The 13,967-nt window shown below is 68.6% G+C and carries 14 protein-coding genes and 2 riboswitches; of the genes, 3 read left to right on the forward strand and 11 right to left on the reverse strand.

What is annotated here, in order from left to right; genetic code table 11:
- Window positions 1-90 precede the first annotated feature (90 nt).
- A riboswitch (cobalamin riboswitch) is annotated at window positions 91-305 on the reverse strand.
- A gap of 265 nt (window positions 306-570) precedes the next feature.
- Genes ACM26W_RS13065 through ACM26W_RS13075 form a run of 3 tightly spaced genes read left to right on the forward strand, consistent with a single transcriptional unit; the run spans window position 571 to window position 3,355 of the window.
- Complete coding sequence (locus tag ACM26W_RS13065) at window positions 571-1,530, forward strand: ABC transporter substrate-binding protein (RefSeq protein WP_416140886.1); 960 nt, start codon at window positions 571-573, stop codon at window positions 1,528-1,530.
- Window positions 1,527-2,594, forward strand: coding sequence for a FecCD family ABC transporter permease (locus tag ACM26W_RS13070; protein ID WP_416137418.1), 1,068 nt, complete (start codon window positions 1,527-1,529; stop codon window positions 2,592-2,594). Before ACM26W_RS13065 ends, ACM26W_RS13070 begins: the two co-directional genes overlap by 4 nt.
- Window positions 2,591-3,355, forward strand: coding sequence for an ABC transporter ATP-binding protein (locus tag ACM26W_RS13075; RefSeq protein ID WP_416137419.1), 765 nt, complete (start codon window positions 2,591-2,593; stop codon window positions 3,353-3,355). The genes ACM26W_RS13070 and ACM26W_RS13075 overlap by 4 nt, the downstream gene beginning before the upstream one ends.
- A gap of 6 nt (window positions 3,356-3,361) precedes the next feature.
- On the opposite strand, the gene ACM26W_RS13080 is transcribed toward ACM26W_RS13075, so the two are convergent.
- The 11 genes from ACM26W_RS13080 to cobT form a co-directional block, all read right to left on the reverse strand.
- Window positions 3,362-4,129: an ABC transporter ATP-binding protein gene (locus ACM26W_RS13080; protein ID WP_416137420.1), complete on the reverse strand. Its 768-nt coding sequence runs from the start codon at window positions 4,127-4,129 to the stop codon at window positions 3,362-3,364.
- Between the two features lie 79 nt (window positions 4,130-4,208).
- Window positions 4,209-5,177: a FecCD family ABC transporter permease gene (locus tag ACM26W_RS13085; RefSeq protein ID WP_416137421.1), complete on the reverse strand. Its 969-nt coding sequence runs from the start codon at window positions 5,175-5,177 to the stop codon at window positions 4,209-4,211.
- Window positions 5,178-5,186: 9 nt separating this feature from the next.
- Window positions 5,187-6,137, reverse strand: a complete 951-nt coding sequence (locus ACM26W_RS13090; RefSeq protein ID WP_416140887.1) for a cobalamin-binding protein — start codon at window positions 6,135-6,137, stop codon at window positions 5,187-5,189.
- Window positions 6,103-7,938: a TonB-dependent receptor domain-containing protein gene (locus ACM26W_RS13095; protein ID WP_416137422.1), complete on the reverse strand. Its 1,836-nt coding sequence runs from the start codon at window positions 7,936-7,938 to the stop codon at window positions 6,103-6,105. Before ACM26W_RS13095 ends, ACM26W_RS13090 begins: the two co-directional genes overlap by 35 nt.
- A gap of 132 nt (window positions 7,939-8,070) precedes the next feature.
- Window positions 8,071-8,289: riboswitch (cobalamin riboswitch) on the reverse strand.
- A gap of 57 nt (window positions 8,290-8,346) precedes the next feature.
- Window positions 8,347-8,775, reverse strand: coding sequence for a bifunctional adenosylcobinamide kinase/adenosylcobinamide-phosphate guanylyltransferase (locus ACM26W_RS13100; RefSeq protein ID WP_416137423.1), 429 nt, complete (start codon window positions 8,773-8,775; stop codon window positions 8,347-8,349).
- Window positions 8,730-9,380 (reverse strand): histidine phosphatase family protein, encoded by a 651-nt coding sequence (locus ACM26W_RS13105; RefSeq protein ID WP_416137424.1) that lies wholly within the window; start codon window positions 9,378-9,380, stop codon window positions 8,730-8,732. The genes ACM26W_RS13100 and ACM26W_RS13105 overlap by 46 nt, the downstream gene beginning before the upstream one ends.
- Complete coding sequence (locus tag ACM26W_RS13110; RefSeq protein WP_416137425.1) at window positions 9,332-10,099, reverse strand: adenosylcobinamide-GDP ribazoletransferase; 768 nt, start codon at window positions 10,097-10,099, stop codon at window positions 9,332-9,334. Before ACM26W_RS13110 ends, ACM26W_RS13105 begins: the two co-directional genes overlap by 49 nt.
- Window positions 10,096-10,665 carry a bifunctional adenosylcobinamide kinase/adenosylcobinamide-phosphate guanylyltransferase gene (locus tag ACM26W_RS13115; protein ID WP_416137426.1) on the reverse strand — a complete coding sequence of 190 codons (570 nt, stop codon included), beginning with the start codon at window positions 10,663-10,665 and terminating at the stop codon, window positions 10,096-10,098. Before ACM26W_RS13115 ends, ACM26W_RS13110 begins: the two co-directional genes overlap by 4 nt.
- Window positions 10,662-11,840, reverse strand: a complete 1,179-nt coding sequence (cobD, locus tag ACM26W_RS13120) for a threonine-phosphate decarboxylase CobD (RefSeq protein WP_416137427.1) — start codon at window positions 11,838-11,840, stop codon at window positions 10,662-10,664. Before cobD ends, ACM26W_RS13115 begins: the two co-directional genes overlap by 4 nt.
- Window positions 11,837-12,826 carry an adenosylcobinamide-phosphate synthase CbiB gene (gene cbiB, locus ACM26W_RS13125; protein ID WP_416137428.1) on the reverse strand — a complete coding sequence of 330 codons (990 nt, stop codon included), beginning with the start codon at window positions 12,824-12,826 and terminating at the stop codon, window positions 11,837-11,839. The genes cobD and cbiB overlap by 4 nt, the downstream gene beginning before the upstream one ends.
- Entirely contained in the window at window positions 12,819-13,880 is a 1,062-nt protein-coding gene (gene cobT, locus ACM26W_RS13130) for a nicotinate-nucleotide--dimethylbenzimidazole phosphoribosyltransferase (RefSeq protein WP_416137429.1), read from the reverse strand. Before cobT ends, cbiB begins: the two co-directional genes overlap by 8 nt.
- Window positions 13,881-13,967 lie beyond the last annotated feature (87 nt).

Below are 13,967 nucleotides of genomic sequence, written 5' to 3' on the forward strand. Positions count from 1 at the left end.
GCCAGCTACTGGCACCGATGGAAGGCCCGTTGGAGGGCAAGAAAGGAATCACAACAACACCCTATCCCCGGTGCCCGCCGCACCGTCACTGGATGAAATGAAATAACGGGCCGGTCTCCGGGCTCGAGGAGGACGCGATCAGCAGCATCGCGCCGTTGCCTGCACCTTCCCGGCGATTGCCAGTGGTCTTCGCAGGCGACTCACTCATTACCGTTGCGGGGGCAGCGATGAGATTGGCGCAAGCGCCGTACCATACTTCCCGATTATCCCCTGGCAGCAGGGGCACCCATCTTTAGTCAGGCCATCCTAAAGCAAGTGCGGCATCGGCGCCAACTGGGCTTGTTTTTTTGGGCCGACTTCCTCCATGATCTTCGCCGCGTGCGCCCAACCCCCAGGGATAGCAACGAAAGCCATCAGGATATGGCCATAAAATACGCGGCTTAACCATCGTCAACTCGACAGAAAATATCGAAATACAGCGGCCATTATCCAAAGAATACCGGACGAAATCTTATGACATTCATTCGCCATATACTGGCCGCTCTATCGATTATTCCTGCTCCTTACGCCATGTCTGACGGCACGAATTATCCGCTGATACTGACCAATTGCGGCACGGAGATTCGCTTCCCATCCTCACCGAAAAGCACGGTCACCGTAGGGCAATCGGCCACCGAGACTCTTTATTCACTGGGGCTTTCCGATCGGGTTTCGGGCACCTCGGTCTGGTTCACACCGGCACTTCCGGAGTTCCGCGAGATAAATGCCGGCATCGACCGCCTTGCCGATAACGACCCGAGCTTCGAGTCGGTGGTCAACAAGCGCCCCGAGCTCGTTGCCGCCCAGTATGAGTGGCACGTCGGCCCCACCGGCAGCGTGGCGAGTCGCGACCAGTTTCATGAACTGGGCATCGCCACCTACATCATGCCTGCCGACTGCGATACCAAGGACAACACCACCGGCGGTGACGGCACCCGCATTGCCGCCTTCTCCCCCGAACATATCTACAAGGGCATCACCGAGCTAGCCACCATCTTCGATGTACAGGACGCCGGGCAGGCCCTGGTGGCAGATCTGGCATCACGTGAAGCCAGCGCCATTGCCCACGCCGCAGGCCTCGATCTACCGCAGAACCTGTCGGCGGTGTTCTGGTTCTCTTCGCCCGATCAATCGGCCGATCCCTATGTCGCCGGCCGGCTCGGCGCACCGGGCTATATGATGGACGTCCTGGGCATCCGTAACGTGGTGCAATCCAACGAAGAGTGGCCCAATGTCGGCTGGGAGTCTATCGCCCGGGCCGATCCCGATGTCATCGTTGTGGCACGCATGGATCGTCGTCGCTTTCCTGCCGACGACATCGAAACAAAGCTCGATTTTCTCCACAAAGATCCCGTTGCTCGCGAAATGTCGGCGGTGCAACATGGGCGAATCATTGAAATGGATGCCCATGCCATGAGTGCCACCCTGCGCACGATCTTCGGCCTCGAAACGCTGGCGGAAGCTCTCTCCACGCTACCCTTCGAACAATGAATCATACCCTGACATTACGTCAGCCTTTGCGCTTCCGCTGGCACTGGACCTGGCTGACTCCCTTGATCCTGTTGATGGCGGTGATGGCCGGCACTTCCATCGGTGAGACGCCGATTCCGCTGGATACCATCCTCAAAGTGCTGGCCAACCAGCTATGGGGGGCAGGCTTTGCCGTCGACCGGATCGACGCCGGGATCGTCTGGAACTACCGCCTCAGCCGCGCGATTCTCGCCGGCTGCTGCGGCGCCGGGCTGGCCCTGGCCGGCGTCGTGTTACAGGCGCTGCTGCGCAACCCCCTCGCCGACCCCTTCCTGATGGGCATTTCCGCCGGTGCCTCCACCGGCGCCGTGGCGGTGACCATCGCCGGGCTCGGCGCCGGTGCCGTGACGCTCTCGCTGGGTGCCTTCGCCGGGGCGGGGCTGGCCTTCGGACTGGTGGTGCTGCTGGCGCATGCCGCCGGCAGCGGTACCGGCGGTGGCCGCAGTACCCAGGCCGCAGGTGCCATCATTCTGGCGGGTATCGCCGGTTCGCAGCTGTTCAATGCCCTGACTGCCTTTATCATCGCCAAGTCGGCGAGCGCCGAGCAGGCGCGGGGCATCATGTTCTGGCTGATGGGCAACCTCTCCGGGGTGCGCTGGGACGATGTCGTGCTGGGGCTCCCCGCTGCCCTGGCCGGTCTGCTGGTCTGCCTATGGCATCGCCAGGCGCTGGATGCCTTCACTTTCGGTGCCGACAGCGCCGCCTCGCTGGGCATCTCTGTGCGCCGCGTGCGCGGCATGCTGATTACCAGCATGGCCCTGGTGACCGCGGTGATGGTCTCCATGGTAGGCGCCATCGGCTTCGTGGGGCTGGTGATTCCCCACGCCATGCGCTTTATCGTCGGTAGCCGCCACACCCGTCTGGTGACCGCTTCGGCGCTGGCCGGTGCCGTCTTCTTGATCGGTGCCGACATCATCTCGCGGATCATCGTGCCGGGACAGGTGCTGCCGATCGGGGTGGTCACCGCGCTGATCGGGGCCCCCGCCTTCGCCATAATTCTCGTTCGGGGGACCAAGGCACGATGAGGCTGGCAGCACACCACATCGACTGGGCGGTGCATGGTCATCGGCTGCTCGACGACGTCAGCCTGGCGGTGGAGCCCGGCGAGACCTTCGGCCTGATCGGCCCCAACGGTTCGGGCAAGACCACCCTGCTGCGGGTGCTGGCCGGGCTCCGCAAACCGAAACGCGGGCGCGTGCTGATAGACGACCAACCGATGTACACCATGCCCCAGCGTGATATCGCCCGCACCATCGCCTTCGTCGAGCAGCAGGCGGAGACCCTCGACCGCATCGTGGTACGCGAGGCGGTGGCGCTGGGCCGCACGCCCTTCCTCTCGGCGCTGCAGCCGTGGTCCGACAGCGACGACGCGATTGTCACTAAAGCCCTGCATGATGTCGGCATGGCGCATCTGGCGGAACGCCTCTGGCATACACTCTCCGGCGGTGAGCGCCAGCGCGTGCATATCGCCCGCGCCCTGGCCCAGCAGCCCAAGATCCTGCTCCTCGACGAACCCACCAACCACCTCGATATTCGTCACCAGCTCTCGATCCTGCAGCTGGTCAGGCAGCTACCGGTCACGGTGGTCATCGCTCTGCATGACCTCAATCAGGCCATGGGCTGCGATCGCATCGGGGTGATGGAGGCCGGGCGGCTGGTTGACCTCGGCGAGCCGCAGCAGGTGCTCAGCGCCGACCGGCTCTATCGCACCTTCGGCGTGCAGGTGGATTTTCTCATCGATCCTGCCGATCAGCGCCCGGTGATGCGCTTTCGCAACGCCCGCTAGACCCGCTCATCTCACCGGCACAAAAACCGGCGTGCCGTTGATCTCGGCAGTGGCCAGGCGCTGGCCATAGAGGCGCTCCAGGGCAGCGGGCACCAGCATGCTCCGAGCCGGGCCCCAGCAGGCCTCACCATCCGGATAGAGCAGCAGCAGGTGGTCGCACCAGCGCGCCGCCAGATTGAGGTCGTGGAGACACATCATCACAGCATGACCGGCAGCGGCCTGTTCGGCGAGCAGCGCCATGACGGCGGTCTGGTGGTGCAGGTCCAGATGATTGGTCGGTTCATCGGCAAGCCATATCTTCGGCCCCTGGGTCAGTACCGTGGCAATGGCCAGACGCTGGCGCTCGCCGCCGGAGAGGGTGCTCACCAGGCGATCGGCCAAGTGGGCCACGTCCAGGCGGGCCAGCGCCGCCTCGGCCAGCCGCAGGTCCTCGCCGCCCTCCATCTGCCAGGGCGACAGGAAGGGGTGGCGGCCGATCAGGGCGGTCTCGCGCACCGTGGCGGGAAAACCGTCCTGGCTATCCTGGAATACCAGCCCCAGCCGCTGGGCGATCTGGCGACGGCCCAGCGTGGCGAGCGGCCGATCGTCGAGCCGCACCTGCCCGCGCCGCGGCACACGCAGCCCGGCCAGGGTATGCAGCAGGGTGGTCTTGCCGGCCCCGTTGGGGCCCAGCACACCCCACACCTGGCCAGGCTCCAGGCAAAGGTCGATGGCTCGACCGTCCTCACGCTCCGGCACGTCGATGACCAGTCCACGGGCCTCGAGTCGACTCATCGGCGGTCCCCATCGCGCAGGTAGAGCAACAAGGCGCTCGGTACGCCGACCGACGCTAGATCCGGGCACAGTCGACTCATCAGCGGCTCCGGTAGAGCAGATAGAGGAAGGTCGGTACGCCGAGCAGCGCGGTGATCACCCCCACCGGCAGCTGTTCCGGCGCGATCAGGGTGCGCGCCAGGGTATCCGCCAGTACCAGCAGGGCGCCGCCGGCCAGGGCGCAGGCCGGCAGGATCAGGCGCTGATCGTTGCCCAGCACCAGGCGCAGCATATGCGGTACCACCAGGCCGACGAAACCGATGCTGCCGGCGGTGGTCACCGCCATGGCGGTCAGCAGGCTGGCGGCGACATAAATGACCCACTCCAGCGGCCGCACCGCCACCCCCAGCGCCGCCGCCTGCAGCGGCCCACGGGCCAGCACGTTGAGACTGCGCCCCAGCGGGATCACCAGCAGACAGACCACCAGCAGCATGGCAAGCGGTGGCCAGGGGGTTCGCGCGTAGGAGAGATCCCCCATCAGCCAGTAGAGCATGCCCGGCAGGCGGTCGGCGGGGCTCACCGCCAGCATCAGGGTGATCACCGCCCCCCAGCCGGCGGCCACCACCACCCCGGTGAGCAGCAACCGTGACGGCGTCCAGCTGCCGGTGCCGTGGGCCAGGCCGAACACCAGCAGGGTCGAGGCCAGCGCCCCGCCGAAGGCCGAGCCCGAGATCACCAGTCCCCCCATGCCGCCCAGCATGGCGGCGAGCGCCCCCACCGAGGCGCCACCGGAGAGCCCCAGCACATAGGGGTCGGCCAGGGGGTTGCGCAGCAATACCTGCATCAGCGCACCCGCCACCGCCAGCAGCCCGCCGACGGCGAAGGCCGACAGCGAACGCGGCACCCGCAGCTCGAGGACCAGGGTACGTGGCAGGACCTCGCCCCCCCCGGTGAGCACCGCCCACAGCGCGTCTGGCGCCACGCTGACGCTGCCGACGCTGACCGACAGCGCCAGCGCCGCCAGCGATGCCGCCAGCAGTATGCCCAGGGGCAGGCTCAACTGGCGCATCAGGGTTCTCTACCGTCTGGCACGTGCGACCTCCAGTTTTTCACAGAGAATGCGACTCCCCTCCAGCAGGCGCGGGGTCGGTCGTTGGATCAGCGAGGGCGGTACGAAGAACAGATTGTCACTGGCGACCGCGGTCAGGCCCGGATACTGCTCCCAGTGGGTGAGCCAGTGGCGGTTTTCCTCGCCCATGCCGCCGGCGATGATCGCTTCGGGGTCGGCGGCCAGCACCGACTCGTCGTCGAGCCGCGGCACCAGCCGCGAGAGGTCTCCGAAGACATTGACGCCGCCGCACAGGGTCACCACCTGGCCAATCAGATGCTCGTCGTTGACGGTCATCAGCGGCTCGTCCCACACCTGATAGAAGACCGATACCGGCTCGGTCTCGGCATGGCGCTCGGCGAGCTCCGCCATGCCCTCGCGGAAGCGCGCGGCCTCGGCGTCGCCCGCCGCCTCGCTGCCGGCGAGAAGCGCCAGCCGCTCGATGGCGCTGGCGACCCCCTCGACGGTGTGGGGCTCGATATAGAACACCGGCATGCCCAGCCCCTCGAGGGTCTCGAGCTGCTCCGCCGGGTTGCCGGTGACCCAGCCGATCACCAGATCCGGCGCGAGCGATACCAGGGTTTCCAGGTCCATGCGGGTGTGGCTGCCGACCGACTGGACCTGCTTGGCCTCGGGCGGATAGTCGCTATAGGCGACCACCGCCACGACCTTGTCACCGGCGCCGGCGGCATAGACCAGCTCGGTGGCCCCGGGCGAGAGCGCGGCGATGCGGCCGGCCGGCTGCTCGAGGCACACCTCGCGGTCGCGGTCGTCGACGGCGCAGCGCGTGCCGGCATGCGCCTCGCCCACAACCAGCCCCGACAGGGCCAGGCCGAGCAAAGCGCTGGAAACGGTAGCGGGGCCAGAGGCCCCGCTGATCCGGCCGTTACTGGCCAAAGTGAACACTGACAAAGGCCGCACGGCCAGCGTTGAGATAGTCGTCGCCATCGAAGAAGCGTGCGGTCGTCACCTCCTTGTCCAGGGCGTTCTCCACGGTCAGGCGCGCCGACCACATGGGCGCGAACTGCCAGCCGGCGCGCAGATTGACCTGACCGTAGCCGGCAAGTCGTTGCTGATTGTCAGCGTCGTTATAGCGGTGGTTCTGGGCAATCCAGGAGCCACCCAGCGACCAGTCGCCCAGCTCACGGTCTACATCCAGACGCAGGCTCTGGCTGGCACGGCGAGCCAGCCGGTTACCGGACTCACGATCTTCGGGATCGGTATAGGTCAGTGCCGCCTGCAGGGTCCAGTCATCGATCTCGGCGCCAGCAGACAACTCGACGCCGCGGATGCGGGCCTCATCGACGTTGAAGGCCGAGAATCGGCCGTCCTGAAGCGTAAAGGCAATCAGGTCATCAATATCGGTCTGATAGGCCGCCAGGTCCCAGAAGAGCGTTCGGTACTGACCACGGATTCCCAGCTCGAAGGTCTCTGACGTCTCGGCATTCAGGTCCGGGTTGCCGAAACCGGGGAAATAGAGATCATTGAAGCTGGGCGCCTTGAAGGCCGTGCCGACACTCGCGCGCAGCGTATGGTGGCGATCGAGATCGTAACCCAGCGCCAGGCTGCCGGTGACCTCTTCACCGAAGGCCTGGTTGTCGTCGTAGCGCAGGCTTGCCTGAGCAGCAACAGGCGAGAAATCGAGCAGGCCCTGGGCGAAGACGGCGACATTGTCGCGGCTTGTCTCGTCGTACTCAGCGGTGCTGCTGACACGGTCCTCGCTGTACTCGGCACCTGCCACCAGTTCGTGAACGCCAAAGCCAAGGGTATTTTCCCAGCGCGCCGTCCGGGTCTGGGTATCGAAGACGGAAAAACCGAAAGCATCGAGCGTATCGCTCTCATCCCGCGACTCGCTCAGGGTCAGGCGGCTGCGCCACGTTTCGCTGACGGGAATCTCACCGTAGACCCCGGCTACCTGCTGGATGAAATCGGTTTCTCCACCGTCGAACTCGGTATTGCCGCGGGCGCGCAGCGCCAGCACACCGATCTCGGCGTCGTTATCGAAGGAGTGGGAGAGCCTGACCAGGCCCGAGGTGTTGTCATAGCCCTTGTCGTCACCGCCCTCGCGTACCGGCTGCCCATCGGTATCGAACCGACTGCCGGCGACATAGTAGCGGGTGCCGCCGCTGCCGCCGGCCATGCTGGCGCTGTAGCGCTGGGTGTTGAACGAGCCGCCACCCACGGAAACCCGCGGCTGGGGCGCGCCCTCCTCGCCTTCCGGGGTAAAGAGCTGCACCACGCCGCCCACGGCATCGGCGCCATAGAGGCTGCCGCGGGGGCCGCGCACGATCTCGGCTCGCTGGAACATGCGCGGGTCGAGGAACTGCCAGGCGGCGCCGCCAGTGGTAGCGGAGCGCAGGCGAATGCCATCGATCAGCAACACATTCTGGTCGCTGTTGGTGCCGCGGATGAAGACGCTGCTGTTCTTGCCGAAGCTGCCGCTGGAGCTGACGTCTACCCCCGGCTGACCGCGCAGCAGATCGGAAAGGCTTACCGGGCCCTGGCGGCGCAGGGTCGCCTCGTCGAGCACAGTGACGGAGGCCAGCGTTTCGTCGGCGGTGCGCGGCGCCAGGGCGGCAGTCACCACCATGGGGTTGAGGCTCTGCGGCTCGGCGGTGGTGGCGGCCGAGCTATCTTGCGGAGGCTCAGCAGCCTGAATCGCCAGGGGGAGTGCTGCCAGGGCGAAGGTCGCCAGGCCGCGGGAGGCAAAAGTGGTGTTCATGTCTGTCCCTTGCTTCGCCGTGCTCACCCGCACGGCGTCCAGCTTTTTTTGAGGGCCGGCGCAGAGGAACAGAAGGAAGGGAAGCGGCGCGAATGGAGCGGTCGATGCCCTGCCTGATGACCGCCCTCCGCGATTCGGCATGCGCTCTCGGGCCGGTCTCCGGACTGACGAGCGAGGGCCTGATCGTGATGCCAGGAACCTGCTGAACCGCCGCCTTCCCATGCCGGGGGCACAGTGGCACTGAGGCGGTTCTTGACTCGATCACCGTTGCGGGGGCAGCGTCGGAATGGACCGACTTCCCGTTTACCTGGCGGCACTCACTCCGCCAGCACCTGAGAGTGCGCGTAAGCTAGCAACCAGCGGCCTTGGGGTCAACGCCAAAAGTCGAACGACCGATTTAAAGCCATTTTATTTCAACCGCTTGCAAAGCCCATGGCGCACCTGACAGACGACCCGGCTGCGCGCCGCGACCTCCTGAGTCAGCCAGCCGTTGTGGTCGCGCAGGCGCCGTGCCACCGGGTCCAGGGGCACGATGCCGGAGCCCATCTCGTCGAGGATCAGCAGGGCCTCACCCCCCGTCTCGCGCTCTGCTTCGCCGAGCGCCACGAGAAGGTCTCGCCAGGCCGCGCGCACGGCCTCGTCGTCGACCGTCGCGGCAAGCCGGGCCTTGAGCCAATCCGCCCAGCCGGTGATCACCAGGACACCGCCCGACGTCTGCAGGCCGGCCCAGGCCGCCGGCGATTCTCCCGGCCCCAGCCGGTACCAGTCCGCTCGGGGATAGCGCGCAGCGACTAGTGCGCTTCGCCCTGAGCAGGCACCGCCGATGACGCACAGCATTGCCAGTCTCCCTTTTCCTTACCCTTGTCATCGCCGTTCTCGATCACGAAACGGCGCCCCTGGGCCTGGCCCACGACGCCCTCCCAGAAGTCGGTCGCTTCCAGGCGCCGACGCAGTTCGCGAATGGCCCCGCCGTGGCTCACCGCCAGCACGCGACGATGCCCCTGCCGGGCGGCCTGGGCCAGCACGCCCTCGAGCCAGGCTTCGAGTCGCGCCCAGAGGTCGTCGGCAGACTCACCGCCGGGCGGCGCCTGCCTGCCGGCGCTGTCCACCCAGGCGCGATAGCGCGGGTCGTCCTTGAGCTCGTCCCAGGTACGCCCCTCATAGTCGCCGAAGTCGAGCTCGCGCAGACGCGCATCGAAGGACGCCTCCCCCTCGCGCCCCGGCAGCACATGGGCCAGGGTCTGGCGGCAGCGGGTCAGGTCGCTGCAGTGCACGGCGTCGAACGCCTCGCCTGCCAGGTGGTCGCGCAGCCGATCCATGTCCGGCACGGCATCGGGCAGCAGCAGCGGGATGTCACGCTGTCCCTGGTAGCGTCGGTCCAGGTTCCAGCGGGTCACGCCATGACGAACCACCACCAGCTCCAGGCGCTGAGCAGCAGCCATAGTTCTCCTCCCTCGATGGCGGCACCGACGATATCGCCGTTGATGCCGGTGAAGGCCCGGACCATGACCAGGCCATAAACAAACAAAAAAGCGCACAGGGCGCCGAGCAGCCAGACGCCGCCGGGCAGAAAACCGAAGACGACCACCAGCGGCAGCAGCGCCAGCGCCAGGTCGCGCCGGGCCAGGTGCTGCCGCCAGGTCCACGCCAGCCCCTCGCGTCGTGCCAGGGGGGCCAGGCGCAGCAGCACCAGCGCCCCGAAGCGCGCCAGGGCCGGCAGCGCCACCCACAGCCAGGGGCTGACGCCGGCCTCGAGCAGCGCCCAGAGCAGCATGCCCTTCCAGGCCAGCAGGAACACCAGCGCCAGGATCGCGAAGCTGCCCACCTGGCTGTCCTTCATGATCGCCCAGCGCTTATCCAGGGGGGCATTGCTGCCCAGCGCATCGGCCACGTCCATGACGCCGTCCAGGTGCAAGCCCCCGGAGAGCGCCACCCACAGGCTGAGCAACGCCAGCGCCAGCAGCGGGGTGGGCAGCCCCTGCCCCAGGGTGGCCAGGGCCGCCAGGGCCGAGCCGATCACGAGCCCCACCAGGGGGAAGGCGCGCAGCGCCCAGCGGCAGGTGCCCGACCGTAAAGAAACGTGCCAGGGGCAGGCGATGGGCAGGGGAATCCGGGTCAGGAACTGCAGGGCCAGCACCAGCCCGTAGAGGGCCTCTCTCATCCCAGGATCTCCATATCTCGCTCCCCTGGAGCCTTCCAGTCGATGGGCAGCCCGGCCACTACCTCGATGACCCGGTCGGCCTCCCGGGCCAGATGGCAGTGGAGCCGCTGCAGGAAGGCCAGGTAGCGCCAGGTCTCGGTGTCGGCGGGCGGCAGATCCTCGTTGAGATCATTGGAAACCACCACCAGGGCGATCTCACGCGTCCGGGCCGTCTCGATCAGCCGGGCCAGCAGCGCCTCTCCCTCACCCTCGCTGCCCCCGCCCGCGTAGAGCCACTGGCTCGCCCACAGGGTGAGGCAGTCGAGCAGCACGGTATCGCCGCCACTGACGCGAGCCAGGGCGGCTTCCAGGGCCAGGGGGACTTCCAGGGTGTGCCAGCCGGCGCCACGCTCGCGCCGGTGGCGGGCGATGCGCTCGGCCATCTCGGCGTCCGCGACCCGGGCCTGGGGCTGGGCAGTCGCCAGGTACCAGCGCCGACCGCCGCGGGCGGTGTGCAGCGCGCCGGCCAGCGCCTCGGCGTGGCGACTCTTGCCGGAGCGCGCCCCGCCGCTGACCAACGCGATCATGGCGAGCCCCCATCTTGCGGGGTCTGCAGGCACTCCTGGAGGACATCGGCCAGGGCCGTCAGCAGGCGCTCGTTGGCCTCGGCGTCGCCCAGGGCCAGGCGCAGCCAACCGCCGTCGAGACCCGCAAAGGATTCGGTATGGCGCACCAGCACGCCGCGACGCAGCAATGCCGGCAGCAGCGCCCGGGTCGCAGCGCGCCCCGCCGGGTGGCGCACCAGGAAGAAGTTGGCCCGGCTCGGCACCACTGAAAGCCCCAACGCCTCCAGGCCCGCCGCCAGCCGCGGCCGCTCGGCGGCGAGCCAGGCGTCGGTACGCCTCGTGAAATCGCGATCCGCCAGCAGCGGCGCCACCAGCGCTGCGGCCAGGCCGTTGACGCTCCAGGCGGGCTGGCAGGCGGCGGCCCGCTGCACCGTCCGGGGGTCGGCCAGCAGGTAGCCCAAACGCAGCCCGGGCAGGCTATATACCTTGGTCAGCGAGCGCAGCAGGACCAGATGGTCGAAGCGTGCCAGCAGCGGCGTCAGTGCTTCCGCCGTCTCTCCGTCCTCGTCGCCGACGAACTCGATAAAGGCCTCGTCCACCACCACCCGACAGCCGCGGCCGGCAGTCAGCTCGAGCAGCCGCTCGACCGCGGTCCGCGGCACCAGGGTGCCGGTGGGGTTGTTGGGCCGACACAGCAGTAGCAGGCGGGCCGCGCCCAGGCCGGCAACCAGGGCCTCGGGGTCCAGGCGAAAGTCGGGCGGCGCCAGGGGGATAGGCCGGACCGGCAGGTCATGGGCGACGCAGGCCCGAGCGTACTCGGCGAAGGTGGGCTGGACGATGGCCGCGGGGGCGCACGGCCACTCCCGGACCTGGAGGGCGGCGGCCAGGAAGATTGCCTCGGCGCCGCCGTTGGTCAGCAGCACCTGCTCGGGGGCCACCCCCTCATGGGCGGCGATGGCCTCGCGCGCCTCGCGGTAGTCGGGGTCGGGGTAGCGGGCAAGCTCGCGGCCCCCGCCTTGCAGGCGCTGCGCCAGCCAGCCGGCGAGCCAGGCCGGCGGCCCTAGGGGGTTGAGGTTGGCGCTGGCGTCCAGCAGCGGCATGTCATCCGCCAGCCCGAAGCGGGCCAGCAGCGGCCCCGGCTGCCCGCCGTGCAGGGGCCAGTCGCTCGGGGTCATACCGGAGTCCTCGGGACTCATAACAACGTCTCCCTCAGCAGGACCGCCGCCGCCAGCAGCGCCAGAAAACCCAGCCAGCCGCCGTGCATCAGGCGAATCGCCGCCGGGATATGGGCGGCGCCCAGCGTCGCTTGGGGCACGCCGAGGCGAGCCCGCTCGGAGACCTCGCCGCGGTAGTGATTGGTGCCGCCGAGCTGGATGCCCAGCAGGTGGGCCACCATCGCCTCGGGCCAGCCGCTGTTGGGGCTCAAGTGGCGTGGCGCCTCGCGGCGGGTGGCGGCCAGCGCCCCACGGGGGCGTAAACCGCAGTCACACAGTGCCAGGCAGCGAGCGCCCAGCCACAGGGTCAGGGCGGTGAGCCGTGCCGGCAGCCAGTTGGCGGCGTCATCCAGCCGCGCCGAGGCCCGGCCGAAGTGACGAAAGCGCTCGCTGCGGTAGCCCACCATGGAGTCGAGGGTATTGACCGCCTTGTAGGCCAGCGCCAGGGGCGCGCCGCCCAGCAGGGCGAAGAAGAGCGGCGCGGTGATGCCGTCCACGGTGTTCTCGGCCACGGTCTCCACCGCGCCGCGAGCGATCTCGGGCTCCGCCAGCCCGTCAGTGTCGCGGCCGACGATCATGGAGAGCGCCCGGCGCGCGGCGGGCAGATCGCCGTCGGCCAGCGGGGCGGCCACCGCCAGGGCGGCATCGCGCAGTCCCCGGATCGCCAGGCAGCTGGCCAGCAGCCATCCCTCGGCGAGCCAGCCCAGCCAGGGATGGATCCGCGCGAGCAGGGCGATGGTCGCCCAGGCCAGCCACCCGGTGCTCACCACCACCAGGACCGTCATCAGCACCCCCCTGGCCCGGCGGGCCCGCGGAGTACCATGGTTCCAGGCGCGCTCCAGTCGAGCGATCACCGCACCCATGCCCACCACCGGATGCGGCAGGCGGCGTGGGTCGCCGATGGCGAGGTCCAGCGTCACGGCGGCCAGCATCAGGCCCAGCAGCGCCAGGGACAGCGGTTCAGCCATGGGCGGCGTCGATGCCGATATCGTCGAAGGTGGCCATCTCGGCCAGCAGGCGGCAGGCCGAGTCCAGCAGCGGGAAGGCCAGGGCGGCGCCGGTGCCCTCTCCCAGGTGCAGCTCGACGTCGAGCAGCGGGCGAGCATCCAGCGCCGTCAATGCCAGTTCATGGCCGGGCTCCCGGGAGCGATGGCCGAAGATCAGGTAGTCGCGCAGGCTCGGACGAAGCCGGCAGGCCACGAGTGCTGCCACCGTGGCGATAAAGCCGTCGACGATCAGCGGCAGACGGTGGCTCGCACCGCCCAGGAAGGCGCCGGCCATGGCGGCGATCTCGAGCCCGCCCACTGCGGCCAGGGCACCCAGGGGGTCGGCCGGGTCCGGCCGGCGAGCGGCCAGGACGAGCTCGATCACCGCCCGCTTGTGGGCGAGTCGTTCGGCGTCGATGCCGGTGCCTGGGCCCACCAGCCCTGCGACTGGCTCACCGGTCAGCGCGGCCAGCAGGGCGCTGCTGGCGGTGGTATTGGCGATGCCCATCTCGCCGACGATCAGGCTGCGGCAGCCCGCCGCGGCGGCGCGCTGGGCGGCGCGCACGCCAGCCGCCATGGCCTGCGTCGCCTCATCGCGGCTCATGGCATCGCGCTCGCGCATGTTGGCGGTGCCGGAGCGAACCTTCGCGTCCACCAGCAGCGGGTGGGCGGCCGCGCCTGCGGGCAGGGGCGTGGCCACGCCGACGTCGATGACCTCGAGGCGTGCCCCGTGCTGTCGGGCGAAGACATTGATGGCCGCGCCGCCCGCGGTGAAATTGACCACCATCTGGGCGGTCACTGCCTGAGGGAAGGCCGAGACGCCCTCGGCCGCCACCCCGTGATCGGCGGCAAACACCAGCATGGCGGGAGGCGAGACCTGCGGCAGCGCCTGCCCCTGGATCGCCGCCAGCTCCACGGCCAGGCGCTCCAGACGCCCCAGGCTGCCCGGCGGCTTGGTCAGGCGGTCGAGGCGCCGAACGGCACGCTCCGCGGCGATGCTGTCGAGCTGGGGAAGACGGTCGGGGATCACGCTCATGGGCCACTCCTGGCAGGGGCATCCTGACTTGGGGCGCCCATCTTACCAGAGACGCCCGCCCGGGGCGGTGGCCCATGACAGGCGGGA

The organism is Halomonas sp. HK25, assembly GCF_047795635.1.
Classification (GTDB): Bacteria; Pseudomonadota; Gammaproteobacteria; order Pseudomonadales; family Halomonadaceae; genus Halomonas.